19 protein-coding genes are annotated in these 25,628 nt (G+C 41.2%); 12 read left to right on the plus strand and 7 right to left on the minus strand.

Annotated elements, in window-relative coordinates:
• Positions 1-83 precede the first annotated feature (83 nt).
• The 3 genes from AC5ZC7_RS19345 (at position 84) to AC5ZC7_RS19355 (ending at position 6,943) form a co-directional block, all read left to right on the plus strand.
• A complete protein-coding gene (locus AC5ZC7_RS19345) occupies positions 84-3,269 on the plus strand; it encodes a SusC/RagA family TonB-linked outer membrane protein (RefSeq protein WP_496157253.1) in 3,186 nt (1,061 codons plus the stop codon).
• A gap of 24 nt (positions 3,270-3,293) precedes the next feature.
• Positions 3,294-4,898: a RagB/SusD family nutrient uptake outer membrane protein gene (locus AC5ZC7_RS19350; RefSeq protein ID WP_496157252.1), complete on the plus strand. Its 1,605-nt coding sequence runs from the start codon at positions 3,294-3,296 to the stop codon at positions 4,896-4,898.
• Between the two features lie 470 nt (positions 4,899-5,368).
• A complete protein-coding gene (locus tag AC5ZC7_RS19355) occupies positions 5,369-6,943 on the plus strand; it encodes an alpha-L-fucosidase (protein ID WP_496157251.1) in 1,575 nt (524 codons plus the stop codon).
• A gap of 72 nt (positions 6,944-7,015) precedes the next feature.
• Here the strand turns inward: AC5ZC7_RS19355 and AC5ZC7_RS19360 are convergent, their stop codons facing one another.
• A complete protein-coding gene (locus AC5ZC7_RS19360; RefSeq protein WP_496157250.1) occupies positions 7,016-7,801 on the minus strand; it encodes a heparin lyase I family protein in 786 nt (261 codons plus the stop codon).
• 429 nt (positions 7,802-8,230) lie between these two features.
• On the opposite strand from AC5ZC7_RS19360, the gene AC5ZC7_RS19365 reads away from it, so the two are divergent.
• From AC5ZC7_RS19365 to AC5ZC7_RS19385, 5 genes are all read left to right on the plus strand, one after another.
• Entirely contained in the window at positions 8,231-8,794 is a 564-nt protein-coding gene (locus AC5ZC7_RS19365) for an AAA family ATPase (RefSeq protein ID WP_496157249.1), read from the plus strand.
• A gap of 319 nt (positions 8,795-9,113) precedes the next feature.
• Complete coding sequence (locus AC5ZC7_RS19370) at positions 9,114-9,524, plus strand: hypothetical protein (RefSeq protein ID WP_496157248.1); 411 nt, start codon at positions 9,114-9,116, stop codon at positions 9,522-9,524.
• 55 nt (positions 9,525-9,579) lie between these two features.
• Positions 9,580-9,705 (plus strand): hypothetical protein, encoded by a 126-nt coding sequence (locus AC5ZC7_RS19375; protein WP_496157247.1) that lies wholly within the window; start codon positions 9,580-9,582, stop codon positions 9,703-9,705.
• 66 nt (positions 9,706-9,771) lie between these two features.
• On the plus strand, positions 9,772-10,407 hold the full coding sequence (locus tag AC5ZC7_RS19380) for a DUF4760 domain-containing protein (protein WP_496157246.1): 636 nt from the start codon (positions 9,772-9,774) through the stop codon (positions 10,405-10,407).
• 193 nt (positions 10,408-10,600) lie between these two features.
• Complete coding sequence (locus AC5ZC7_RS19385; RefSeq protein ID WP_496157245.1) at positions 10,601-11,803, plus strand: hypothetical protein; 1,203 nt, start codon at positions 10,601-10,603, stop codon at positions 11,801-11,803.
• 21 nt (positions 11,804-11,824) lie between these two features.
• On the opposite strand, the gene AC5ZC7_RS19390 is transcribed toward AC5ZC7_RS19385, so the two are convergent.
• From AC5ZC7_RS19390 to AC5ZC7_RS19400, 3 genes are all read right to left on the minus strand, one after another.
• Positions 11,825-13,984 (minus strand): hypothetical protein, encoded by a 2,160-nt coding sequence (locus AC5ZC7_RS19390; RefSeq protein ID WP_496157244.1) that lies wholly within the window; start codon positions 13,982-13,984, stop codon positions 11,825-11,827.
• A 22-nt stretch (positions 13,985-14,006) separates the two neighbouring features.
• The gene (locus AC5ZC7_RS19395) at positions 14,007-14,651 is read right to left on the minus strand and encodes a hypothetical protein (RefSeq protein WP_496157243.1); all 645 of its coding nucleotides are present in this window, start codon (positions 14,649-14,651) and stop codon (positions 14,007-14,009) included.
• 1,270 nt (positions 14,652-15,921) lie between these two features.
• Positions 15,922-16,176 (minus strand): hypothetical protein, encoded by a 255-nt coding sequence (locus AC5ZC7_RS19400; RefSeq protein ID WP_496157242.1) that lies wholly within the window; start codon positions 16,174-16,176, stop codon positions 15,922-15,924.
• A gap of 40 nt (positions 16,177-16,216) precedes the next feature.
• Between AC5ZC7_RS19400 and AC5ZC7_RS19405 the strand changes: the two genes are divergently transcribed.
• From AC5ZC7_RS19405 to AC5ZC7_RS19420, 4 genes are all read left to right on the plus strand, one after another.
• Positions 16,217-16,354, plus strand: a complete 138-nt coding sequence (locus tag AC5ZC7_RS19405) for a hypothetical protein (protein ID WP_496157241.1) — start codon at positions 16,217-16,219, stop codon at positions 16,352-16,354.
• 541 nt (positions 16,355-16,895) lie between these two features.
• Positions 16,896-16,946, plus strand: coding sequence for a hypothetical protein (locus AC5ZC7_RS19410; RefSeq protein WP_511911607.1), 51 nt, complete (start codon positions 16,896-16,898; stop codon positions 16,944-16,946).
• 257 nt (positions 16,947-17,203) lie between these two features.
• Positions 17,204-18,037: a hypothetical protein gene (locus AC5ZC7_RS19415; protein WP_511911257.1), complete on the plus strand. Its 834-nt coding sequence runs from the start codon at positions 17,204-17,206 to the stop codon at positions 18,035-18,037.
• 149 nt (positions 18,038-18,186) lie between these two features.
• Positions 18,187-18,954 carry a hypothetical protein gene (locus tag AC5ZC7_RS19420; protein WP_496157239.1) on the plus strand — a complete coding sequence of 256 codons (768 nt, stop codon included), beginning with the start codon at positions 18,187-18,189 and terminating at the stop codon, positions 18,952-18,954.
• 435 nt (positions 18,955-19,389) lie between these two features.
• On the opposite strand, the gene AC5ZC7_RS19425 is transcribed toward AC5ZC7_RS19420, so the two are convergent.
• The 3 genes from AC5ZC7_RS19425 to AC5ZC7_RS19435 all read right to left on the minus strand — a co-directional run bounded on the left by AC5ZC7_RS19425 (position 19,390) and on the right by AC5ZC7_RS19435 (position 25,603).
• Positions 19,390-19,863, minus strand: a complete 474-nt coding sequence (locus AC5ZC7_RS19425) for a hypothetical protein (protein WP_496157238.1) — start codon at positions 19,861-19,863, stop codon at positions 19,390-19,392.
• Between the two features lie 14 nt (positions 19,864-19,877).
• A complete protein-coding gene (locus AC5ZC7_RS19430) occupies positions 19,878-24,350 on the minus strand; it encodes a DUF6443 domain-containing protein (RefSeq protein WP_496157237.1) in 4,473 nt (1,490 codons plus the stop codon).
• Between the two features lie 83 nt (positions 24,351-24,433).
• Positions 24,434-25,603, minus strand: coding sequence for a hypothetical protein (locus AC5ZC7_RS19435; RefSeq protein WP_496157236.1), 1,170 nt, complete (start codon positions 25,601-25,603; stop codon positions 24,434-24,436).
• Positions 25,604-25,628 lie beyond the last annotated feature (25 nt).

Raw genomic sequence — 25,628 nt, forward strand, 5'->3', positions numbered from 1 at the left:
AAACTATACGTCTCTCCTGTACGTACCAACTTAGGTACGTATAAAGACCATACTATAGTGGGGTAAATACAACAATTTATTTTATGAAATTAGTGTTATCCAGCAGCCTGGCAGGACCAGGTCATGCAAAATTCCACCTGGGGTTTGGTATTTCCACTACCTGCCGCCTGATGCTTGCTGCCTCCATTTTACTATTGACCAGCAACACGCTCCGGGCAGAAGGAGCCTATGCCATGGCGCCTGCTGCCAATACCAGCAAGTTGATTGGGATTTCCGGTTCCATTAAAAATGAAAAAGGGGAACCGCTTGAAATGGCCAACGTCATGGTAAAAGGAACCTCCACCGGCGCCTTTACTGACCGTGCAGGCAGATTTACTTTAAATGCCCCCAACACGCAGGCAACACTGATCGTTTCCCTCATGGGATATCAAACACAGGAGATATCCCTCAACGGACGTAATGTGGTAGATGTTGTACTAATAGAAAACACCAAAGCCCTGAACGAGGTAATAGTCATAGGATATGGTACCCAGAAAAAAGCGGACCTGTCTTCCTCCATTGCAACAGTAAATCCCAAGGACCTGCTGAAGGTGCCCGGTGGTTTCCAGGCAGCCATGCAAAGCCAGGTGCCAGGCGTACAAATCACCGGCGATAAGATCAGGATCAGAGGAGTAGGATCTATCAACAATACAGACCCACTCTACGTGGTAGACGGTATGATCGGTGGCGCCATGCCGGACGAAAATAACATAGAAAGCATCCAGGTGCTGAAAGATGCCGCTTCCTGCGCCATCTATGGAGCCAGAGGTGCAAACGGCGTTGTGCTGGTAACCACCAAACGAGGCGCCGCCGGCAAAACAAAAATTGACTATAATGGCTATGGTGGTACCAAGGAGATGTCGCATAATGTTGGCCTCCTCAATGGTCAGCAACTAGCGGAACTGATCAACGAAGAAATGTATAACCAAAACCCTTCCCGCACGGATTACCTCCCTGCCTTATCAGATCCCACCAAAATCGGGAAAGGATATAACATGGTAGACGCCCTGCTGAGAACAGGAGGCTACCAGAAACATAACCTGGCCATTTCCGGCGGTAACGAAAATGCCCGCTTCCGTATCAATACCAACTATGCTACAGATAAGCCTGTTATCATAAAAGATGCTTATAAAAATTATGGCATTCAGTTCATATCCGATTTTACAAAGGGTAAGTTAAAAGCCGGTGAAACTTTTTCACTCAGCCGCAACCTCAGAAACTGGAGTAATAAAAATATTATTGATGCACAGAAATGGTCTTCTACTTTGCCGATCTACGACCCTAACAGCACCACAGGGTTCGCAGGAGCAGGTAATGGTACCGATGTGGCCAGCGCCCTGGCCAATGCCTACCTCAACGCCAACGAGTCTGAAACAATAGGCGCCAATGGTAATGGATGGGTGTCTTACGAATTTATTCCGGGCCTCCGTTATAAATTCAATATGGGTATCGACTTTTACAGGAACCGTACGCAGAATTATATCTCCGCCTACTCCGTAGGTCAATATCAGAACCACGATCCGGACGAACTCTCCATCTCCACTGCACAAAACAACAGGTATCTCTACGAAAATACCCTTTCATACGACCGCCAGATAAAAAAACATAACATCAGCGCACTGGCAGGTATCACCTCCGAAAATTCCGAATACCGCGCTGTAAATGCCGGCGCCAGATCGCTGCCTAGTCCCGATCTGCTGATCCTGGGCCTCGCTCAGCTTACCTCTTCACGTGTGGTTGGATCAGGTGTAGGACGGACCGCCATGTACTCCCTGTTAGGCCGGATCAACTATGCCTACGATAGTAAGTACATGCTCACCGCCAACTTCCGCCGCGACGCCTCCGCGAATTTCGGTAAGGCAAACAGATACGGTAACTTCCCTTCCTTCTCTGCAGCATGGAGAGTAAGCCAGGAAAACTTCATGAAATCCATACCTTTCATCTCCGACCTGAAAATCAGAGGCAGCTACGGAAAATTAGGCAACTCCGATATCAGTCCATACCAATATCAGAGTACGGTCAGCTTCGACCATGTATGGTATTATCTCAATGATGTCATGGTTACCGGCGCCCTCCCTGCCACACCGGCCAATCCAAATGTTAAATGGGAAAGCCAGAACTCCACCGACCTCGGTATCGACCTCTCCCTGTTTAATAATAAGCTATCGGTAACGGTAGACTATTTCAATAAGAAAACCGCCGACATGCTGGTGAATGTTCCTATCTCCTACACCGCCGGATACCTGGACAATTTCCCGATATTGAACGCAGGTAGTATCAGTAACAAAGGATGGGAATTCCTCGTCAATTATAAAAATACAGTGGGGAAATTTACCTATGCCGTAGGCGCCAACCTCTCAACGGTAAATAATAAAGTGTTAGGCCTGGGTAATGGTAATGAAATCCTGGCAGGAGGCGTAAACCCTGGCGGTGAAAACGTGACCCGTACCGCTGTTGGTAATTCCATCGGTCAGTTCTGGGGATACGTCACCGACGGTTTATACAAAAACAAAGAACAACTGGACGCCGATAAAGCCTTCGCTCCGAATGCTGCACTGGGCGACGTTCGCTTCGTAGACCGTAACCACGACGGCGCTATCAATGCTGCCGACAAAGCCTTTATCGGGAATCCTATCCCACGCTTCAGCGGCGGATTTACCACAGATGTCAGCTATGCTTCAAAAGCCGGTACCTTCGATCTCTCCATGATATGGCAGGGTTCCTACGGCAACGACATCTATAACAACAGCAAATACTGGGGAGAAGGTATGTACCACTATTATAACAACTTCTCCTCTACGCTCGACCGCTACCGCGCGGAAGACCTGGTATTTACCAACCCTGTCTCCGGCGTTAAAACCACCTACCCTAAAAATACAGCTACCAATATGCCACGTGCGGTGTTAGGAGATCCTAATAAAAATCTTCGTGTATCCGACAGGTTTATAGAAGACGGCTCCTACCTCCGGCTGAAAACCCTTACCATAGGCTATACACTCCCGACATCTTTACTGAACAGGTATAAAATAGATTTCATCCGCTTCTACGTTGGCGGTAAAAATCTGTTCACGTTTACCAAATACTCAGGTTATGATCCTGAAGTGGCCTCCGACAACAGCTTAAGCAATGGCCGCTATAACCTGAATCGCGGTATAGATGCACAAACGCCATGGGGACTGACCTTCACCAATACCCGTGAATTCTTCTTCGGTATGCAGGTCTCCTTTTAGTCGTAAACCAATAAATGCTTTAAGATGAAAAAATTCAATGTATATACCTGCGTACTTGCCGCTGCAATGATGACCTACAGCTGCAAACCTGATATGGATCTTAATAACCCGCAGGAACTTTCCATAGATACCTATTATAAAACACCTGCCCAGCTGGAAGCAGCGGTTATCCCGGCATACCAGGCGCTCATCGGTAAAGTGCAGGGTGGCTATGCCCGCTCTTTTTACTACGAACTGCTGGCTCCCGGTGATGACTTCAACCATACCTTCAAATGGGAACCCATGTACCAGGATACCTATAACACGCCTTCCAGCGATGGTATGGCCGCCGGTAGCTGGAAAGATATGTGGAACGGTATTTTCGCCGCCAATATGGCCATCGACAGGATCAATGCTTTTACAGGGCACATAGATGATAAACAGAAATCAAGATTGTTGGGAGAAGCACATTTTCTCCGCGGCTTACTTTATATGCATCTGGTAATGCTGTTTGGTGAAACAGTTCCCCTGATCAAAACCCCTGTGAAAAGCAATGCGGATTACTACCCGACAAATTCCAAACCCGGCGAGATCTATGCACTTATAATCAGTGATTTCCAACAGGCGGCAGGCTTTCTCCCACTCAGAAGTGAATTGTACAGCAACGCCGCCTTCATAGGAAGGGCCACTAAAGGCGCTGCGCAGTCCTACCTGGCAAAGGCTTATATGTACCGCCCTATACTGGAAGTTGGCAAGCCGGCAGAATTTGCGAAAGCACAGGAACAACTGAAAATTGTAATAGATAGCAAAGAATACAGCCTGGTAAATAATTTCCGTGACAACTCCCTGGAAGCTACTGAAAATAATCCCGAATCAGTTTTTGAAGTACAAATGCACAACGGGCCAGGATGGCTGGGCGATGATATGTCCGACTCCTGGAGATGGCAGGAGATCGGCATCTATGACGGTACCGGCGGAGCATGGTGGAACCTCGCACCCAACAAAAAAACATATAATGAGTTCGAGCCCGGTGATCCGCGTAAATATATGACGCTATTCTGCGACAACGGCGCCTTCTATACGCAGATCGATGGTAAAGTAACAGATTATAACTATTGGATGGCACATCTGGCTACCAACAAGGATCTATACGGTACACGCAAATACTGCCCGGATAAACAGACGGCCGACTTTGATGATGGCATCAACGACCGCCTTTTAAGATATGCAGACGTACTGCTATTATATGCCGAATGTCTCAATGAAGCAGGAAACGCGGCCAGCGCAAAACTATACATCAATATGGTGAGGCAGCGCGCTAATTTAGTGGTGCCCTCTGAACAACCGCAACTCTGGTATCAGCATTCGCCAGGTACCATCCCTGATGTAGACGGTCTTCTCGCAAAAGATACAACCATCAATGGTATCAGACTCAATAATATCAAAAATATTATTCAGCACGAGAGATTTGTAGAATTCTGTGGCGAATACCAGCGCTACTTCGACTTACTCCGATGGGGCATGGCTGATCCACAATGGCTGGCACCACTTAAGGCTATAGGATGGACCCCCAAAGCGATGTACTATCCCTTCCCACAGGCCGAATTAGACAACAACAAAAACCTCACTGGAAATGCAATGAATCATTAATGAAATAGCAACATGGAAAGCCGGTTTCTCGTCAGTAGAAACCGGCTTTTTTTATTAAACAATACCGAAAACAATTCATCCGGCACTATGCGGATTTACGGGGAGGTGAAGGTGATGGTGGTGGTGAGAAAAAAAACTTGTAAAATAAGCTTCTACAAGTTTTTAATTATGTAAAATAATTTTGATCCAGTGAGGTAGTTTCCTCTTTGTGTTGTTGTGTAAGCAAAAAAGCATCATCATTAGGCAATATTGAACAAATTTTAGCGGTTCAAAATCATTTAATTTGAGGATCGATTTACAATTGGTTAGTAATCCGAGACACAACTACAGGTTTAGTGGTAACCGGATCACTGCCAGCTTTGCCTTCCATCTTCTATAAAACCAGCAAGACACACACATTGACATCAAACAAAATGATAAATAAACCATTTCAAATTTTTCACTCCATAACATTCAAATGTGCATTGTATTTGAGTTTGACAATTTTATGCTCAATTACCTCTTCCTATGCTCAGGAAAAAGAAAAGTCCTGGGAAGAGTTAAAACAAAACTATGAGTTTCCTGCATGGTACACCGAAGCCCGTTTTGGGATTTGGCTGCATTGGGGAGGACAGTCTCAACCCGATAATGGCGGCGGCTGGTATGCACGTCATATGTATATGCAGGATGTGGGTGGTGAAACCTTCGGAAAAGATGCTTACCCTAATCAATTAAGACAATATGGGCATCCATCCAAATTCGGTTACAAAGAAGTGCTTCAATCCTGGAAGGCTGAAAAGCTAGATCCTGATGCTTTGATGAAATATTTCAAAGAAATGGGTGCTAAATATTTTATGATTTTGGCCGTTCATCATGATCATTTTGACAATTTCAATTCGACCTATCAAAAATGGAATTCTGTAAATGTTGGTCCTAAACGGGACATTGTAGGAGACTTTAGAAAATCGGCACGAAAATACAAGATGCCTTTTGCCGTGAGTTCACACGATGACCGTTATTTGAATTGGTGGCTTCCGGCCTTTGGTTCGGATAAATCCGGACCATTGAAAGGGGTTCCCTATGATGGAAATCTGACTAAAGAAGATGGGAAAGGTTTATGGTGGGAGGGTCTTGATCCAGCCGACTTATATGGATTACCACCTGCCAAAAGAACGCCTGAATGGATTGCAAACATGAAAAAAACATGGGTATTGCGCCATAAAGAATTAGTCACAAAATACGATGTGGATATGATTTGGTACGATGGTTATGGTTTTCCATATGGTGAACCAGGAAAAGAGGTTTGCCGTACTTTATTTGAGAACAGCCTAAAGAAAAACGGTAAAATTATGGCCGTTGCAGCAGGTAAAATTTCTGATGATGATGCCATTGTAAAGGATATTGAATGCGGGACCTCAAACGAAATCAATCCAAAACCCTGGCAAGGTATTATTACAACTAGTAGCGGATGGTTCTATAAAAAAGACCGGGAAATGGTTCACAATGCCCAAACAATTATCGAAATGATGGCAGATGTGAATAGTAAAAATGGGAATTTATTGCTCAATGTTGAGCTTTTGCCTAATGGAAGCCTTTCAGCCGATGAAAAAGCAATTCTTGACGAAGTTGGAGCTTGGGTTAATAAAAACAGTGCTGCAATTTATGCAAGTAAACCATGGAAAGTGTATGGAGATAATCTAAATTCTGTTTTAAAACGCGCCACTAATATTGCCAATGCCGATTTGGAAGCATTGAAAAAACAAGCAGAATCAGAACAGTTTAATCAGCGAACCATTAAAAGTCCGGCATATGGAAATGACGAGGTTAGATTTACAACTAAAGGTGAAATTTTGTATGTTTTTGTGTTGAACCCAACCGAAGGTGAGATCGCACTTCCAACATTAGGCTTCAAATCAAAACAGTGTCCAAAGAAGATCAGGTCAATAAAAATGATGGATGGGAAAAAAGTAACCTTCCAGCAAACAGACGAAAAATTGACGTTCCTGGTTCCTGCTCAGCGTCCTTCAAAATATGCTGCTGTTTTTGAAATAAAAGGAGCACTGTAGAATGACTTTATACAATGTGCATTTTCCTATGTAAATGGAGCGTGGCGTACCATAAAGTTCTCCAAATGTAATTTATTGTGCGGCATCTGCATAAGTAGAAGCGATACGGATTCCCTTTACGATATGTGTTACCTGAGCGGTATCTCCGCCGTAAACACCCCATTTAGGATCACAAAAATCGCTGTCCAATGTTCTGCAAGCCATGTGTTGGCTGCCATTGGACAATGTTTGCTTTACGCCGTTGTACCAGAATTCTACAAATCCGATGGCATCACTTTTAGACACTTTCATGTGAATGACAAATTTCTGCCAGGTGCCGGAAGAAATGGGAATGGACCAGAGCACGGTAGCCACGTGGTTTTCGTCAAAATACTGCAACTCCAGATGACCATTCACCGTATGCAACATCAAAGGATGATTGGCGCTGGCCGTAGCGGTGGGATAAGATTTCCATTGAAATACCGCCTCTGTTTTTAACGATACCGGGATGTAAATCTTGCTGGTCCAGCCGATATAAATCTCCGATCCTTCCAGGGCCTGAAAGTTCTTGGCTCCATGTCCTTCGGCGCGATGAGACCCTACTGGTTTTAAAAACTTCCAGCATAAGGTCCCGGTTTCATCTGTGACCGTTGTCACCGATCCGTTTTGTTCCACGTTAATGTCTTTCCATACATTAGCGACGCCGTTGGCTGCATCGCCATTAAATAATAGGCTGGAAATACCGGGGCCATTGACTTGTGTGTTAGCCCCCTGGGATTTATCCAATAGCACGGTGTTTTCATTGTCCTTCTTACAATTAGTCAGTAACATCAGGCAGCTTGCTCCCATGACAAATAGCTTAAACATAAGGTTGTTCATAATGCAAGATTTAGATTGGTTTGGGTTAAAATCAAGATAAGATAAGCATTAATGGACAATTATGGAGGGGTGGCGGAAAATTTTCTTCGCTCATATTTCATTTTTATCTGATTAATATACCAGTCGCATTTAACCCCGACATCATCTGCGTATTAACATTGTACGCAGTAGTAGCTTACTATAGCCGAAGTTACAGGGGAGATCAAAAGTGGCAAAGGACGCCAAACGCAGCAAAGTCTTTTTCATAACACAGATCCTTCAACAGTAAATTACTATTTTCCTTTCATATGTCTACTATGTAACCTAAGAAATACATAACATTGAATTATATTTTATTTTTTATAATTTAATATTTATAAACACTTCGACCAACCTTTTTTCATAATATCGTCTGTCATGTAATTTTTTGCACCCTTTACCGCTCCATTTATGATAAGTAAAATTGATATTCAAAATTTTGGTTTATTTAAAAATTACGACTGGAAATTTAATGTTGGAAATGCAGACAACGAAGTCTTTAAAAGAATAAATATTATATACGGTAGAAACTATTCAGGCAAAACGACATTTTCACGAGTATTTAAATGCCTAGAAGATAAAGCACTCCATCCAAACTTCCCAAACGCAAACTTTACCGTTTTTAAAACGGATAAAAGTACAATCACTCACAATACTTTGGTAGATGAGAATATACAAGTTCGAGTATACAACTCTGATTTTGTTCGGGCTAATCTGAGCTGGCTTCACAATGATGATGGCTCAATTAAACCGTTCACAATACTAGGTTCGAAGAATATTGAAATTGACAAAAGTATTCAAGAAATAGAAAAGAGGCTAGGTGACCTTGAATCTCTAACAGGTTTATCATACGAACTAGAGTTAGCAGTAGATAATTATTCCAAGAAAGACGCTGAAATACAGAATTACGCCATTGTCAGATTATTGCCCGTAGCGGAGAGCCAAAATTCACAAACGAAGGTTTGCCGTGGTTAATTAATATAGATCCGCAAAAAAAAGTTTCTCCAGAGATAATGAAAGCAGTCGATGAGGTACTTGCACTACCACCTCCAAGATCTTGGGCTCCACGTTACCCAGACGAACGACAAGGCTGGTCACCTGTCGCGGAGAAAAATGCCCCATATGAACATTGGTTGGAACAGCTAAACAAAAAGAAAACTGGAAAGAAAGATAAGTAAACCGACTCGCTCCCCTCCTACTCTGAAGAAAATGTCTCCTTCGTCCATCTACAGACATAGTACACTTCTCCATATTACTGTGTATATAAGTCACTAAATGGTTAAAAATTAAATGTATGAAAAAGTTGTTCTGCCAGATAGACAAAAAGAAATTTAGTCCGAAATATTTTATCGTTATGGGAAAAAACAGTGTCAGCAATGACTGGAATCCCATGACTTTTGACGACGAAAGTAAATGCTTTTGTTGGGCCAATCCCTCTGACGAGTACCATCATGATGAAAGTGTTGAACTATATGACCGTTCAACTGTGATGTATTTGATTGGAGAATCTGTCCATTCAAAAGACGGCAGACAGCAATCTGATTATCGATTGCTTCCCGTATACACTGGCTTTGAACTAATCCCGCAGCTTTACATGATCGTACAAGATTACGGCGATAACAAGGCATTTACCCCCCTACGTAGAGGTGAATGTGCCCCCCTTACTTTGGCTAATAGCGAAGTTAAGGGGGCTTCCCTGACCTGAGCTTTTCGATCTGAACACCGCTCAACGACTGGTAGCTATTCAAAAAGAATGGGATATGGAAAATAACAAGAACACCGAAGATCACCTGAATATGGTTATTATCCCAATACAATATAATAACTCCAACGCCTCGCCAGAAGACCATTTAGTACAGCTGAGTAAACAGCTATTGCTGTCATAGCCAAACTATAAATAAAATATGTGCAGGCTTAAATTAATCCCATCAGACCTCTATATTCCCTCAATTATGAACGATTCAAGATCACCTTCAATTTCGCTTGAAAAGAAAACCATTAGGTTGATACTACTTCTAATTTTAGTAATAATATTGGCTATTCTATCATGCTACTTAAAACATGAAGAGCCAGATCTGAAAGTATCTGAACTAGTAAAGATAATAACTGGCGGTCTGGTAATCATCGGATTAATGTATTCAATTCTTACCTATGAGTCTAACCAAAGTCAAAATCGGTATGACATGAGAATACAGAAATTCTTAACTACATATAAGGTAATGGAAGTATGGTATACTCCTGTTATGATGGGATACTATGAAACTTGCTTAACCTTTGAAGATAAGGAAGAATTTAAACTTCTAGGAAAAGGTACCCTTGATTTTATGGAAGCCCTCGATAAAAACGAAAATATTGAGTATAAAAAAGCTCTGGTTTCCATATTGAATTATCTTGAATCAATATCGGTCGCAGTAAATGAAGAAATTATGGATGAATTATTTATGAAAAAGTTTTTCAGAAGAATTTTCTTTGAATTCTACGAAGATTATATAGACTTAATTACTATGAGAAGGAGCAATATAAACGATCCCGAAATCTGGCTGCAGTTTACTATCCTGGTTGAAAGATGGAAGAAAGACAGGAAATAGTACTCTTCCAATTTAGCATTGGGTACAGCATACTCTAATATTCTCACAAAAATTCTTCTTACTACTGTGGATTATGAAAATAGAAACCAGTAGATCCATTTTTCTGAAGAACTTTGTTCTAACTCTAATGTTTATCTTTTAAATATAGAACAGTTATTTTCCTATATCATTATGGAGGCTAAATAGAGATTAAATGAAAAAAAACTTACTTGAAGAGTGGTACAAAGAGGCGCTAGTCATCTCTTCCCCATTAAATATAAACCAACAAATATCGAGGGAAAAAATTCAGTTCATATTTGACAAGTTTTTAATTTTCTTTGGTTTAAAATTTTTCATTGTGAATGTAGGACAAGACCGGCCAATTGATAAAATCAGTTGGACCTTCTCTTTACTTGTGAGCCATAACGAATTAAGGTGCATCTGGGCACTTTACGATATAGCCCTGCTTATTGACTATTCACAAACGTTGGATACTTCCCTACAAAAAGACATGGCTTACTTAAAGAAAAACCCACAGAATTTGAGAACTTTCTTTTACGAGCTATATGTCTTTAGGCTCTTAGATTACAACAAAATAACTAACAGAAAAAAAATAATGGTTGGAACTAAGGAGCTGGAGGGAGATTTGGTCTTATCTAACAAACCGTTTTTATTTGAATGTCGTAAAATATTTATGCCCAGGTTGCATCATCTAGACATACTCCGGAGATTAATGACATATATCTATACTTCTGTGCAACAGCTCAACAAAGGTTTTGGTATGATAGGCACGATTACCATCAAAAAGCCTGTAGAAGCTAAACACGCCAAAAACTTTGAAGAAAAAATAAACCAATACTTTAAATCATTTAATGAACTCTCTAGTCTACATACCATAGACTATCATATAGATGATGACTTTGGTTCATTCCATGTTGTAAATTTTGACCTTGCCACCCTGATTGAGTTAAAACAAAAGAAAACATTTGATGTGCTTTTTCACCTAAAACCTCCTAAGGTTGAAATTCCTGGAATTATTACCAGGTACCTTATGAAGGTTATGGTGAATTTCCCAATTCCGCGAAATAAAATCTACAAAAACCTGGAAATTGCTTTAAAAGAAAAAAAGGAGCAACACCAAAATTCCGACTACCCAAATCAAATTTTCTTTCTTGATAGTGAGTCGCTACCGGAAATTCAAATGGGTATGTTTCCGGTGGATACTATTTATGAACCAGAGATGGTCCAACATCTGTATAAGAAATTAAATTTACAGCAGATTGTTTGCATAACCCGACGCAGCTATACCAAGAAACAACCTTGGGTCACAGCAGATGTTTTATCTCCAGATCACCTGAAAGTTGAAGGCGATTACATAAAAAAAATCTTAGAAAAACAGAATAATAAGTGGAAATAACTTCAAAATAGAAGCTGTTTTTCAGGAAGCGGTTTTTCTGGCCTGCTTCATCGTGAAGTATTCGTAGTAAAAACTACCGCTACCGAAAGTCATATGCTTAGTTGTTTGCAAATTCGTTAAAAACTCAGCGGCACTACTAACACCTTCCAGTAACAGTTCGAGCATTGGAAGGCTTAGAAACCAGGTATCAATAAATGGTCGATCAATCCTGGGGTCGTCGGGGCCTATCGTTAGAACTTGTTCCGTGATACGCTGACAACTTTTGTTAAGGTTGATAAACTTATTACGCACACCCGCAGTGAGCTGCAGATCAGCTTTCGGTGTAAAAGTGACATCGAGCAACAAAGACAAAAACCTATCCACAAAAACCTGATCCTGGAAGCTATAAAAATCTTGATGACTTAAAGCTATTTTCTCTATTTTTCGCCCTTCCCATTGTACTCGTTTTAGCGTTTCATCAGATTGCTCTAAGTCGATAAAGCCATAATCACGCAACCGTATCTCAATTTTACCCATCTGCTCCTGAGCCTTTATTAGGGTTTCTGCCAGATCAGTAATCACATGATGATCCAGGCCGCTTTGTGCTTTTCTGGTTAACGGACTCTTTTTCACCTCTATTAGTATGATGGTATCTGCGGTTTCCACCAGTACATCACAATCACCTTCAACCTGCTTATTGTTCTTAAAATTTCCATGATGTACCTTCATGCCCTTTTGAGCCAACAAATATCTTACATGTTTTTCTAGATGTATGCCTATCTGACGATCTGCACCAGCAACAATCTTTTTTACCAATCCGTACATCACCTCAAAGAATCCGGGTGCGCTCCAGTTTCTATCGTACATGAGGTATGATTGCGGAGAAATCTCTATTAGCGGCTTTAAATATACGTTTACTTTTTGCTGATCCTGCAGCCTTACAAATCCCAGGTTGACTTCCCCCGGCTCATGGGAGAGTTCCTTTAAAATCCTATTTGTAACTTCATCAGACACTTTCGCTCGAGCAGCCTGAAGAGTAATATCTGCACGATTCAGTCTCACAGGTCCATGGCTACCTGTCACCATTCTTTCTATAATGCCTGCCACCTGCAAATACTCAAGAAGGTTAAACCCACAGTGAGAAGGTAACAACTTTATCTCTGGCCAGGAAAGTAATGCCCCTACCAATTGCAACTCTCTGCGTATCTGGCTTTGAACAAATCCATAGGAGATATCAAATACAGCCATTCGCGTAATAAAACCTATCATAGCAGAAAGCCTAAGAAAAGGGACTTCCCACACACTACTCCGTTGCCCACCCTGGATAATTAACAAATCAGCAGCTATATCAATAATTTGCTTCAAATTATCGCTGACAAAGGCTGGATCTAATGCCGTCTCTACAAAATAAGGGTATTTGGCCGCCAGATTCAGGATATAACCAAATGGAAAAACCAAGTGGGTCTCGTATGCGGGACCAGCAAATGAATGTAGAAAAATGTATCTATCAAGCTGATTTATCCGATAATTTTGCTTTCGATAAAGACTTCCAAAGATGTATTTTATAACAGTAATTCCTCCCACCTGAGCGATCAATTCCTCTATATATGTCACTACTCGGTCTAAGCCCTCCTTAATTTCCATTTGTTCACCTTCTAAGGAAATAAGACAACCATGCGTTACCAATCTCTTTGCAGCCTGGCCTCTGTCAAAGTACTCGCGATGACGCTCTGTTAGTTTCTTCCCCTCATCATCTGTACCGTTGATGAGGATATAATCTTTCGCTAACTTAATGGCTGTCCGTATATCTTGCTCAGATAACTGAAGGCCTATATGATCTACACACATAGCCCAAGTCTGGGTTATACTGATATAAATGTCATTGTTGAAGCCCTCAAGAATTGCCTCATATACATATTCTGCCGTAAGATCCCAGCGGTTTAGTACCCCGGAAGGTGAGTTAATGGCTACTTGCAAAATATCCTGTAGACGCCTCATTATACACTTAGTAACATCCTGCCAGTTAATAGAGTCAGTCCCGAACGGCCCATAAATCGTACAGGCCAGTTCCAAATCATCGGCCCCAACGCCAGTCAAATTGCCCTGAACCCCAGCTATTAAGGGTTTCAATACCTCTCTTGTTATTTCCATATTACCACAAACATAACCATACATAAAAACACTACAGGTGTTGATCTCCATTCAACTAACCCAACTTGCCAATTTACTCCTCCACCTGATTACTATTAGATGGCGTTTCTATCAAACCTGAGTCCTGATGGCTTCCAAGCCTTTCCAAGGGCTGAATAACAAGAGCTCCAATCATCTGACGAATTTCTATTTCATTATATCCCAAAGCTTTCAATGTATCAATCCTTTGCCGTATAATGTTACCCTCCTTTTCCCAAATATCCAATTCCCCCTGTCTCTTCTCTTGAGCGTTCCTGAAATCCCTGTCCTTCTTTCTTTCATGCCGGTCTTTTAGATATTCCCGCAACTGTTGCAAGGGATTAAGGCTCCCAAAGAATTCCCAAAAGCCAGGAGATTGAATGTTTATCTTTGAAAGCCTGAGCCGTTCTCCTGGCAATGTAATATTTTGAATATCAATATTACTTTGTAACTCTATTAAATTTGGAAGTGGGTTGTTCAGATAGGGGTAAAAATCATAATAGCGAAATTCTTTGCGATGCCCAAAATCCTCCAACATTGTTATCTTTCTTTTGTTATCATATTCCATTATTTCAACAATAAAATCAAACGTGTAAAGGCTATTATATGCCCTTTCAATATCGCTAAGAAAACCTATTACTTGCGATACTGTACCTAGACTTTTGGCATTGATCCTAAGCGTGGCAAATTCTTGCGCCATAATATTATATATTTTATAATGTTTTGCAAATGGAAACAACGGCGAAAATCATCCCAGAAGTTTGTAGATTTTCCCAAAACGATCAAAAAAAATGTCACTTAATTACGATAAGGAACATTAATCTTCACTTTCTTCTTGTGCCAACATCTTCCTTTCCAGTGCCTACCCGATCACAATTCTGCAAATGCATATAAGCTCCGATGTTTCTTTTGCTTTACTTCAATTACACTTATTCTTACCGTCAGGTACCAATTTTATAAAAAACGCTTTGACCATAGTACCTTTTTAACATGCAGGTGTATTCTTAAGGAAGGGGGTAAAATATTATAAATCAAAATTCAGTAAAATCGTTAATTGGTTCTTAATGATATCATAACAATATCACCAACAACCGCTCGTCGTAATAGCAAATTATGTTGAAAAAAAAAACTCTCTAGGAAGAATATGTTAGAGAAGTCCCTAAATTTAGAATACTCAACGCAACATCAATAAGAGAAATCCATCCTTATAACTGAATAGGTTGGGGACCTACCTGTATTGCTTCTCTTACTATTGAGTAGTGACGCGAATTGTCCTACGATGACAATCACTGGCCATAAATCTTATCCTTAAAAATTTATCTGACATAGCAACAGTTAGAAAGGGAACAATGAAGGAGGAAGAATCTCGCTCTAGCAATACCGTTATACTGCAAAAAGAACCTCCATTGCAAGATGCTACCTTCAATATACAGACAATAACCAATATCATGATATTCCTCGCATACCTTGGCCGCCTATAATTGATTCTCTCACAACGAGGCTGAACAATAGAAAGTAATGATTAGGCAAATCTCAATGGTTATTCGAAGCTTATCGCCTTTTATCCGCTGTTCCCGGATCAAAAGTAACAAGATTAAACATCGCCCGCATTCTGCTTCGTAGCCGATTTCCGTAAATTCCTTCAATCTCCGGGTTATTGAGATTGGTGGTTACATGTGTAACCATTTTGTTCGAAATCAACAGATCATACCGTGAGAACAATATCTCCCCCATTACATTGCAGCTATTCCCCCAGAAACTCATATTCTGCTCCACCCCCAAGTCATCAAAGCAATGCACTCTCGAAATAATAGAATAAGGAAAAAACGCATTCCTCCCATACCGCGCAATAACATCATATCCTATTTTGCCAAATTCAAAACTAACATCCCTACAAGAAACGATCTGCGGCCTGTACGATTCCGGTGCCAATGCCCTCATTAGCGTCATGAGCGAGGTCTTTCCACAGCCTATACGCCCCTGCCCTTGTTGAGGTCTATCCCTTCCGCTGCTGCCACCGTTTCATCCTGCAGGAAATAAGCCAGTAGCTTTATCACCACAGGCCGGTCAATATCCTCAATCCTGAAACGAGGCCCGTAAACATTCTTTCCATGCTCTTCCAGCTGCTGCATCAGCAGGTAGTAGTCATAGGGGCTCTGAATAGCTTTTGTTTTCATTGACGTGGAGCCCTCCTGGCCCGGTTGATTGTTTGGTGTATCTGTCATGGGTTACAGTTTTAAGAGAGGGAATATTTAGTATCCATTTGTGGACAGCGGCCTGCCAGTCGGTGATCAGCGTTTTGCCCGACTTTCGCCAGCCATTGGCCTGGTAGTGGTGGAAAAACTTGCCTGCTTCCACCGGCGGGTAGACGTGGGTGTTAAAAAAGTACTGCACCTGGGGTAAGGTGGGGGGAACACGCCCGGCAACATATGCATTTTCCGCGCGGGGTGTATACAGATCGCTTGGGGGGGTAATTTCATTTTTATAATTTTTTTTTGAGAGCGGGAGCATGTTTTCTCTCTCTCGCTTATACTTGTTTATTTGTTTATTAAAGTGTCGCAAAATTGGGACTGGTATAGTATCACTTTTGCGACAAGGCATAGTCGCATTTTTGAGACACGAAGCAGTATCATTTTTGCGACTGAAGTGACTATTTTGGGGATCTGATTCACCCCCATTTAGTTCATCAAATAGCTGAAGTTGAGTAGTGTCATCCTCAGATGATTCCGGAAGCGGAAGAATGGTAACAATGCCAGGCATGGTCAATCGGCCTTGTTGATACAGAATGTAACCGTAGCAATGCAGCTCCTTTATACAACGGCTATAGGTATTCATGGAACCGATACGGCTGAGCGAAATAACTTCATCGCGCAGGATGGGGAAAGACTTTTTAAAATGTCGCTGATTCCAGATTTATGAAGCTACGGCCAGCCGCGATAATGGAATAGAATCAGTGAAAAAGAATGCGCCTGGAGCAAGTGTTGTAGAAGATTAGTTAATGATAGAGGCAAGGCTGACTGAGCAGCTTTGCCTCATATTTTTGCCAGCCCAAACTAAGCTCATCCATATTATTTGCAATTTCATTATTGCCAAACATGGAAGATGATACAAGTCTAACAGGCCCCTACCTTCTTAAGTAATCAGTAGGCATTTAGTATGCTGCTTATACTATAGCAACCGCCTAATAGTTATGCAAATTCCGTAATTTTATAACTGTTCCCTCACTATTGAAAATTGAAAAACGATTGAATCGTGAAGCGAAATAAAATAATGAAAAAATCAGAAATAAATTACGCGAAACAAAACGTCGCCTTCTATCTGCCTGCATTATTAGAAATAACATGCATCGATAATGATTTTCCATGGAACAGAATCGATCGTCTTTTCGATACCTTCTTGAAGGAGAAAGCTACACTTGCTGTCGGAGATAAAATAGAAGTGGATGCTACATTATTTTTCACAATTATGTCCGCTAGGAAAGGTCAATCTCAAGCAATTGGGATGCTACATTTTCTTAACTGCCTATTTGAAGAACTATCTGATTCTCTAGAAGCCAAGGAAAAGAAAATGGTTTGCTCAACTATCAAAAAAATACTTACGATATTCAGTCTGAAGTTCTACGATTTTGTTGGTGAAATTGCAACACTAAATAACTTGATGAAAACAAAAAATTATAGGCTTGAACGTGTCGAAGCACCACTTAAAAATGGTGATTCTATTGATTTTCAATTGAAGAAAATCGAAAGTGATAGCTCCCTATTAATTGAAATCGTCAACATACACCTGAATAGCGACCGCATAGAAGCAGACCCTATCGCTATTAACAAGTTCTTAACCGATAGATTAACCAAAAAAATAAATAAAAAGAAGGAAAACCTTAAAGAGGATGTACATTTTTATTTAATCCCCGTACTATGGGGCGGATGGAAAGATATTGAAATTTATAGCACCCATTTTAAAAGTAACAGGTTAGCTCTGGAAAATGTAATTGAGCCTGTAGCCTACATGCAACATACGAATGGAATGGGATATTACGATCATCAATTCGGAAGAGTAAGCTCTATTGTTAGAAAGGATAGCCAATAACATAAGGTCATTTTCACCATTTCACTACGCTGTTACTGAACTATAAGGCTAAGTTTTAAAGGTGATAATGAGCTATTTCTGATAAAAATCTGCAACTCGTAACTAAGATTCGTTCAATTTATTATATGAATTCTAGGAAAATTACAGATATGAAAGAAAATGAGCATTATAATTTGCTTAAAGTAGGTGAATTTGAATATGCAAATCCTGTCCAGAAGATATCCGAAGCAATTATCAACGCACACATAAGTTTGGAAAGTAGCATATTATCCCTTAGACGTGAAATGCTCCCCGATCCAAATGGTGTAAGAGACCCAAATGCAATCATAACCAAAACACTATTGAAAAGAGCCATTAAATATTGGGAGGAGGAATATAATAGAATAATGGCGACTCAATTACCGGATGGTTTATTGGCTATATTGGCAAGTACAAAGAAGAAAGAGCAAATTAAACTGTTAAAGAATATTTCTTTGAATCCAGACATATTATTAGCATTTATTTTTACAGCTTGGGAAAAGTATGGTTATACTTATAGTGTGTATGAATCTCATAACCTTCCCAATGGAACGGATGCGTCTAAAATGCCTGAATTAGCCTATAAGGATGACGAGAAAGGCACCATTTCCACAATTGGAAATACAGCCATGACTGCTGGACAAATAAAAGCTGTAATTGAAAATAGAAAGGTTGTTATTGCAAAACTACTGGATAAGGGCTCAGAATGGCATTGTTTCTTTTTTACCTATAACAGTATTACCGGCAAAGAAGTTGGAGAATCTCCTCATGTTCACTACATATCTTACACGTGGGGAATCCCGAGAGATGAATTAGTGAAAGGATTGAAGCATAAACCATATACAGCGCCTTGGACAGCACATATTCCATATAACCGAAATCAAGATTATCGGAAATAATTATGAATAATCTAGAATTGCCTATAATTCTAATCCATTAAAAATTATCTTAAAAAATTGTACCTTACATATAGACAAGTCAACCCTAATAAAACAAAGTAACCACGAATCGCAATTTCGCACTTTGATAGACTAACAAATAGACCAAAACAACAAAGCCCGCGACCAGCGCGAGCTTTGTAATCTTCCAGTGATCCCCTTGGGAGTAGCACGTATGTTCGTAATGTCTTGTAGTGTCTGTGTTTGATAGTGGTGACCGTTTACTGCTAACCGTAATGCTAACCTGATTACGTGTAACCGTTAAAATCAGGAGTAATGAATAGGTAAAGGTAGATAAATATTTATTGATTCAAGAAGAAAAATACCAGTTACCTGGGCTGGTAAGCCGTAGCAAAACCGCTACGGCTTATTCTTAATAATCAAACAAGATTAACGCTAGCTACCTACAAATGTAAAAACATCTCCCTCTTTTCCTTTACATAATATATAAATTTGAGAAGGAATCCCATTTTCAAAACTTATTTTTGTTGCTTGATCACATCCTTTATGTGGAAGAAAGATCAGTTTTGCCTTCTCTAATCTATTAGGCAGATACCATATTCCACCTACATTATAGCAGCCTAAATACTTATTAGCTCCATCATAAACCAAAATTTGACATGTAGCCCGTTTTGAATCTTTATACAAACCAAAAAGGTAAACTGAATTCAAAAATTTGAGTGTTTCTCCTTTTTTCGTTCTAATACTTCCTATATATTTTAATTGAGTTTCATTATTGCCTTTTCCTTTAAATATAAACTCTTTCCCAATAGCATTTTTACCTAACACCTGCGTCCTAAGACTGGATTCATCTTGCGCACATAGCTTTAAATACATACTAAGAATCAACAGCAAAATTGTAGCTCTCATAACTTTATTATTTTTTAATAACTGTTGGGTTCTGGCTTCATTGATTCACTTACCATCCGTATAACATTATCTTTATAACCAGCCGTTCCCCCACCGTTATATTGTTCGACTGCATTTTCCCAACCTTTAAACCTAAATGTAGAAGTTCCTGTTTTCTTATCATATGTAACGCCACCCTTAAACCCTTTTGTTCCCAAAATCCTTATTCCTGAATATATCGAGTTAGTTACACTTGGTTTCTCACCCTTTTCCAACGAATAATTAGTTTTCATCTTGCCATCTCCCCAATCGCCTCCCACATTTGCCTGCATTATATCAGTAACTCCTGTAGTACCTAATGATGATTCTTGCATGGCTACTGCTTTTACTAAAGTTGGATCAAGATCTGGCATGCTTTTGACGGCGTCATTAGGTATCGGATTCCCCCCTTCCGTCGAAAGGCTTAAAGCACCGGCCTCTTTTGCCTGATTAAAATATCCTGTTCTTGCTGCTATAACATAATCATTCTTCTGATAAGCTGCGTCTGTTGTGGGATTTCCTCCTTCTGTTCTATTTTGGATAACATTTGGCATTGGCACCTCTTTCCAACCACTGTTACTTTTAGCGGGATCTCCAGCTTGAGTTGAGGTCTGTATAAATGTCCTAAATTCAGTACTACTCTTAACTCTACGGACCTCTTCACCATGCAAATTAAAATAAACAATATCTTGCGGTCCCATTCCATCAGGATCAACAAAACGAATTGGGTTGTCAAATGCATAGTTATACGGCGAATGCCTTCTCATTTTCTCCGATAAAGGATCCAGCACATGCCATCTACCTATCTGCGCATCATACATCCTCGCTCCATAGTCATACCATTCCAATCCACTTCCATCTCCCAATTCTTTTGACTGTAGCTCTTTACCATTGTATTTCAAGCGGTTTTCAGCATAGTTGCTTCCCTTCAACGCATTTGAACTAATCCCCGCCATTGTGAGTCCAAACGGATAGTAGTGCGTCTCCTCCAGCAAAGGACCAGAATTTAGCCCCAAAATAACGTTATCAAAGAACACGTCCTGACTTCCCTCGTTGCTGGTGTATACATAAAGAAAACCTGATTTCTCTGCTACCATTTTATCCTGGGAAAGCGTCTGTAGCTGGTCTGGCTCTGCTTTCACCTGTTTTACGCCACTATTGCCATCCACTAATTTAAACTGATCGTCGAACAATACAAAATTAAGATAGGCTTTAGGTCTGTCTGCATTTGGCTGATCAGGCTCTTTTTCTTTTAACCGCCGGTAATCGTTGTTATAAAAGTTAATGTTAAACGGTGTTTGCTCACTGGCGTTCGTTAATCCATGCGCCCCATTATCTGCTGCACCACTGCCATTAAAGGCATGTACCAGATCAGTTAGCATATTTTCAACGGAAGGGCTAACCTCATTTTTGTCCTTAGGTCCAGTAGATTTATAGAAGGCTTTGGCGCTCAGCGAAATAGTATCACCGGCCATTACTCTCAAAACGATAGAGGGGCCTATTTTCTTACCACTACCCGTAGCCGTTAGTTTGGCCACTGCCGCATTGTCTCCGGCGCTTTCATCGGTGGGATAGCCGGCAGGCTTATCTGCACGGGTATTATCTATATTGCTGAATAGTGCGTTTTCCTTAGCTGCCGCTGGCGCCTCCATGGTAGCCGCATACATGGTAAAGTCAGATTGCTCGGTAAGTACCATCCGTATATTGCCCAGATGGTCTTTTACAAAATAATCATACATATAACGCACGGGCTGCCCTGCAGCAAATACAGGCCTGGTTCTGCCTTCCTCATGTCCCACAAATTCCAGCGTATCATTTTTATATACAAAACTACCAACGTAATCGGTCGTTGTCACTTTGGCCGGCCCGCCTGTAATATCTGTAACGATTTTTCGAAGTTTATTGCCGGCAGCATCATACAAATACTTAATATTGCCTTTCCCCGCGATATTAATACTATCAGGGAGATTGAGGTGGTTATACCTGATAGAATCAATACTTTTATTGGCATCTTTTGTCAGATTACCGTTAGCGTCATATGCATAATCTATTGTTTCATTGTTATTGACCTCTTTAAAATCTCCCAACTGACTTTGCGCATTGTTCTTACGGTCTGTTACAAAGGATAATTTGTTACTACCGGTACCATAGCCATACTTAAGGCTATCGAGCGTTAGTATGGTCAGCCCATTCATCCCTTTTTGATTCATCAACTGTATATTACCAGCCGCGTCATAGGAAAGACCGCTCACTGAAAAGTCTTTCAGGTTTTTTGACCAACCAGTACTGCCTGCATTAACCTGGTTAAAATCGGCTGACAGCAATCTGTTTACCCTATCATAGGCAAACCCATAGGCCCTGGCAATGGTATCACTGCGGCTTTTCCAAATAGCACCTGCAATATTTCCATTATATTGCATGGAGGAAAATCCGTAATCGTAACTCAATGTTTGCCCAAACCAGTTAGCAGAGCCACTGGCCGTCGTCACAAAGTCTTTATTAATAGCCTTTAGCCAGCCCCGGATATTGTATTCATAGTTTAAGATCTCCAGCTGTGTGCTGCCTCCCGTAACACCTAAACGCTTCTTTTTCAGTTGCCCTAACTCATCATATTCGTTTACTGCCAGGGTCTTTTCCTGGGCAGGATCATCATTGAGCATTTTTTTAATGCTGACCAGACGGCCGCCAGCGTCATAATTCATAATGGTCCGCACCGTTATCTCAGGACTAGTGCCACTGCGCTGGTTGCGGTGGCGTTGGTAGATACTTAGTAATTTCCCATTAAAATCATACAGGTGATTTATCACATCATAGCCGCCACTGATATTATCGGACTGCAACTGTATCAGGCGGCCTTTGTCATTGTAATAGCTCGTCGTCGTCAGCCACTGATCGGTTCCCAACACCCTTACTTTGGTACCGGTTACTAAGCCTTTAATCATGCTACTTGCAATTGCCGGTAAAGCCTCTGCATATAGATTACCTCCAGGTTGGGGCTTAGCAATATCACGGGTATCATAGTTTCTGCTACCTGCAAATGAATAATCTGCATAGTAGGTATAACTCAACGGAGTTAATTTGTTAGCAGGAATACTCGGCAGCGGATTGGTAGCGGTAATAGAGGTAGTCCCTTGCGTAACCGATGGATTGATTTCCAGAGTAACAGATCCGCCAGCACCAGTGTCAAAACCGTCAGTTAAAAAGACACTGCTGGTAGCCTGGAATAAAGGAGTAGTACCATCATAGGAGGCCAGTACCAGGTCGGCGGTACCCGGGAAAGTATACGGTATTACCTGTGTGTTACCCGTTGCTGTGTTCATGGATGTCTGAAGCGCCTCCCTGCTACTGGCATCACTATAAAGAGCTGTCATTGTTGGCCGGTTCAGGTTATCATAGAAGGTTACTACCCAACTTTTCCCTTTCATATTTCCATCCCTGGAAAAGGCCAGTCTGTCTCTGACATCATAGACCATCTCCGAAGAATCGGCACCGGGAATTTTCTTAATAATCATTCGGTGCTGCCCGTCATAGCGATAAATAAAACATAGTTCCGCGGCAATAGCACTACTGACCACCCAATTACTGATGATCGCCTCCACTGCCTTTGGAGGAATCACAAATCGAAGATTACCTTGGTCATCATAAGCATAATATGTACAGAGCCAGCCCATATGTGCTGTTCCTGGCGTAGGAGATGCTTGTATCTTCTTTAAAATCACTCTTCCTTCTTTGTCCTTGTATTCCACTACCTGGTTGCCCACTTCGTCAACACTCAGATTTTTATACAATTGCCCTGCTCCGTAAATTTTACCGGCAGCGCTGGTAGGAATAACCACACCTCCCGAAAAATCCCAAATCCGTACAGAATCAGCCAAAGTGTTGATTTGATATCTCGCCTCAACGGGACGGTTTCCTCCCCGCTCTACGGTCGTTAGATCATTTTTGGCCCAGCTATTACCTGGTGCGTAGGTTTTAAACGTTCGGTTCAAAGGTGAAGCTTCGTAATCCACCCGGCTGTAATAAACCGTTTCACCTGTTGCTCCAGGCACCAGCGTATCCTTCTGATAAAAGGCTTTTTGCCCATTGAAAGGGTCCATTTTGAATTTACCATCGCTGATATTACCACTTTGCTGTACATATGGCAGATACTTAAACTGCTCCCGTCCAAAATCGTCATATTTAACGGGACTTACTAAGTCCTTTCCTCCCGGACTCATCGCCCTTTGCACCGTTTGTAACGGCCGGCCAAGTCCATCAAAATATTGGGTAGACTGCCTCACTTCCGTTACCTGCCGGCCAGCGGCAGTTACATAGTTTGTATCAGTAGTGGGTATAGCTGGTTCCCAGGTACGGACGTAATTAATGGTCGTATTTGAATAAGCGCCCGGCACCAGTACCGGCGTGGCTGCCGGACGGACAGTAACATCCGGTTTCTGCGCGGATAATTTTAAAGCAAGACCGAGTAGCATTAAAACCAAATAAAGTCTATGCATATTATTTATTTCAATAAGTTTACCAATGACTACTATTATAATTGGGATGTCAATAACGATTACTTCTCTTCCAGCACTTTTCTTTTTAATAGCTGTAGCTCTAGACGCTGGGCTGTACTTTCTTTCTTCATTTCTATGATGTACAAGGTTAGCTCCTCTATCTTCTGCAGCAACTTCTTATTGATCTCACCAATATCTAATCCCTCTTTTTCCACCTCACTTTGCGATGGTATTTCCGGTAGATGTTTATTGGTTTTAATAAAATGCTCTACCTCCAGCAGTGAGGGTAGCTTGTAGTCGGGATGAAACACAAAATCAGCCCATCCTGTCTGGGTAACTTTTACTTTCTGAGCAAAAACATCACCCTTTACCGCTAACTTGGCCTGTGGCGCACTGGTGCCTATGCCCACATTTCCATCGCCTCTCACATATAACAACGGTTTGCCGCCACCTGGTGCCGAAGACCCATCAGTAGTGGCATTATTTAATACGGCAAACGAATAATTGGCGGCTGTGGCATTAAGCGTTCCAATAGCTACTCCATAGTTTTCCCCCCATAAATAGGCGGACGCCTTATTAGTGTTGCCTGGAGCCAAGGTATGTAATACGTAACCAGGCACCGTACCGACGCCCAGTTTTCCCATATTCGTGGTATTGCCCTGAACATCCTCATAAGACAGTTGGTAGTATTTATTGTTATCAAAGTCGCATTTCAGTCCATAGGTACTCGTACTAGTCACAAAGCCAGCCGGTGCGGTGGTGGTCTGATCAAAAGGCGCTGTATTTATCGGGCTATTGGGCAGATAATCTATCGTACGATAATGTATCAGGCCCCACTGGTAATTTGACTTAACCCATAATGCATCATTGAATACATAAAATGTGGCCGCCGAGGGATTACCGGAGATAGTGCGAATTTCCAAACCATCGAACCTTCCGATAGTGGTACCCTCATACTTATCTATACGAATACGGTAGGTTCCTTGTGCATAATAGTAATTGGCATCTCCTTGGATATCTACTTCAATCGTAGTTGCATAGCGGTGTGCATTGTCATTAATTTTAGCCACTTTATAATAATAAAGATTGTATGGAGACACACCGCTATTAGTACCACCCATTGTGAGCCAGTCTCCAGGGCCGCCCGGCCGGGCGGCAAATACTTCCACACAGGTCCCCTGTAACAATAATATGATAGAGAAACAAAGCAAGGAGAAAAACAAACGCATACGAAATGTTTTTTTGACTAATAAA

The sequence above is a fragment of the Chitinophaga sp. 9-1-y genome (assembly GCF_059511905.2).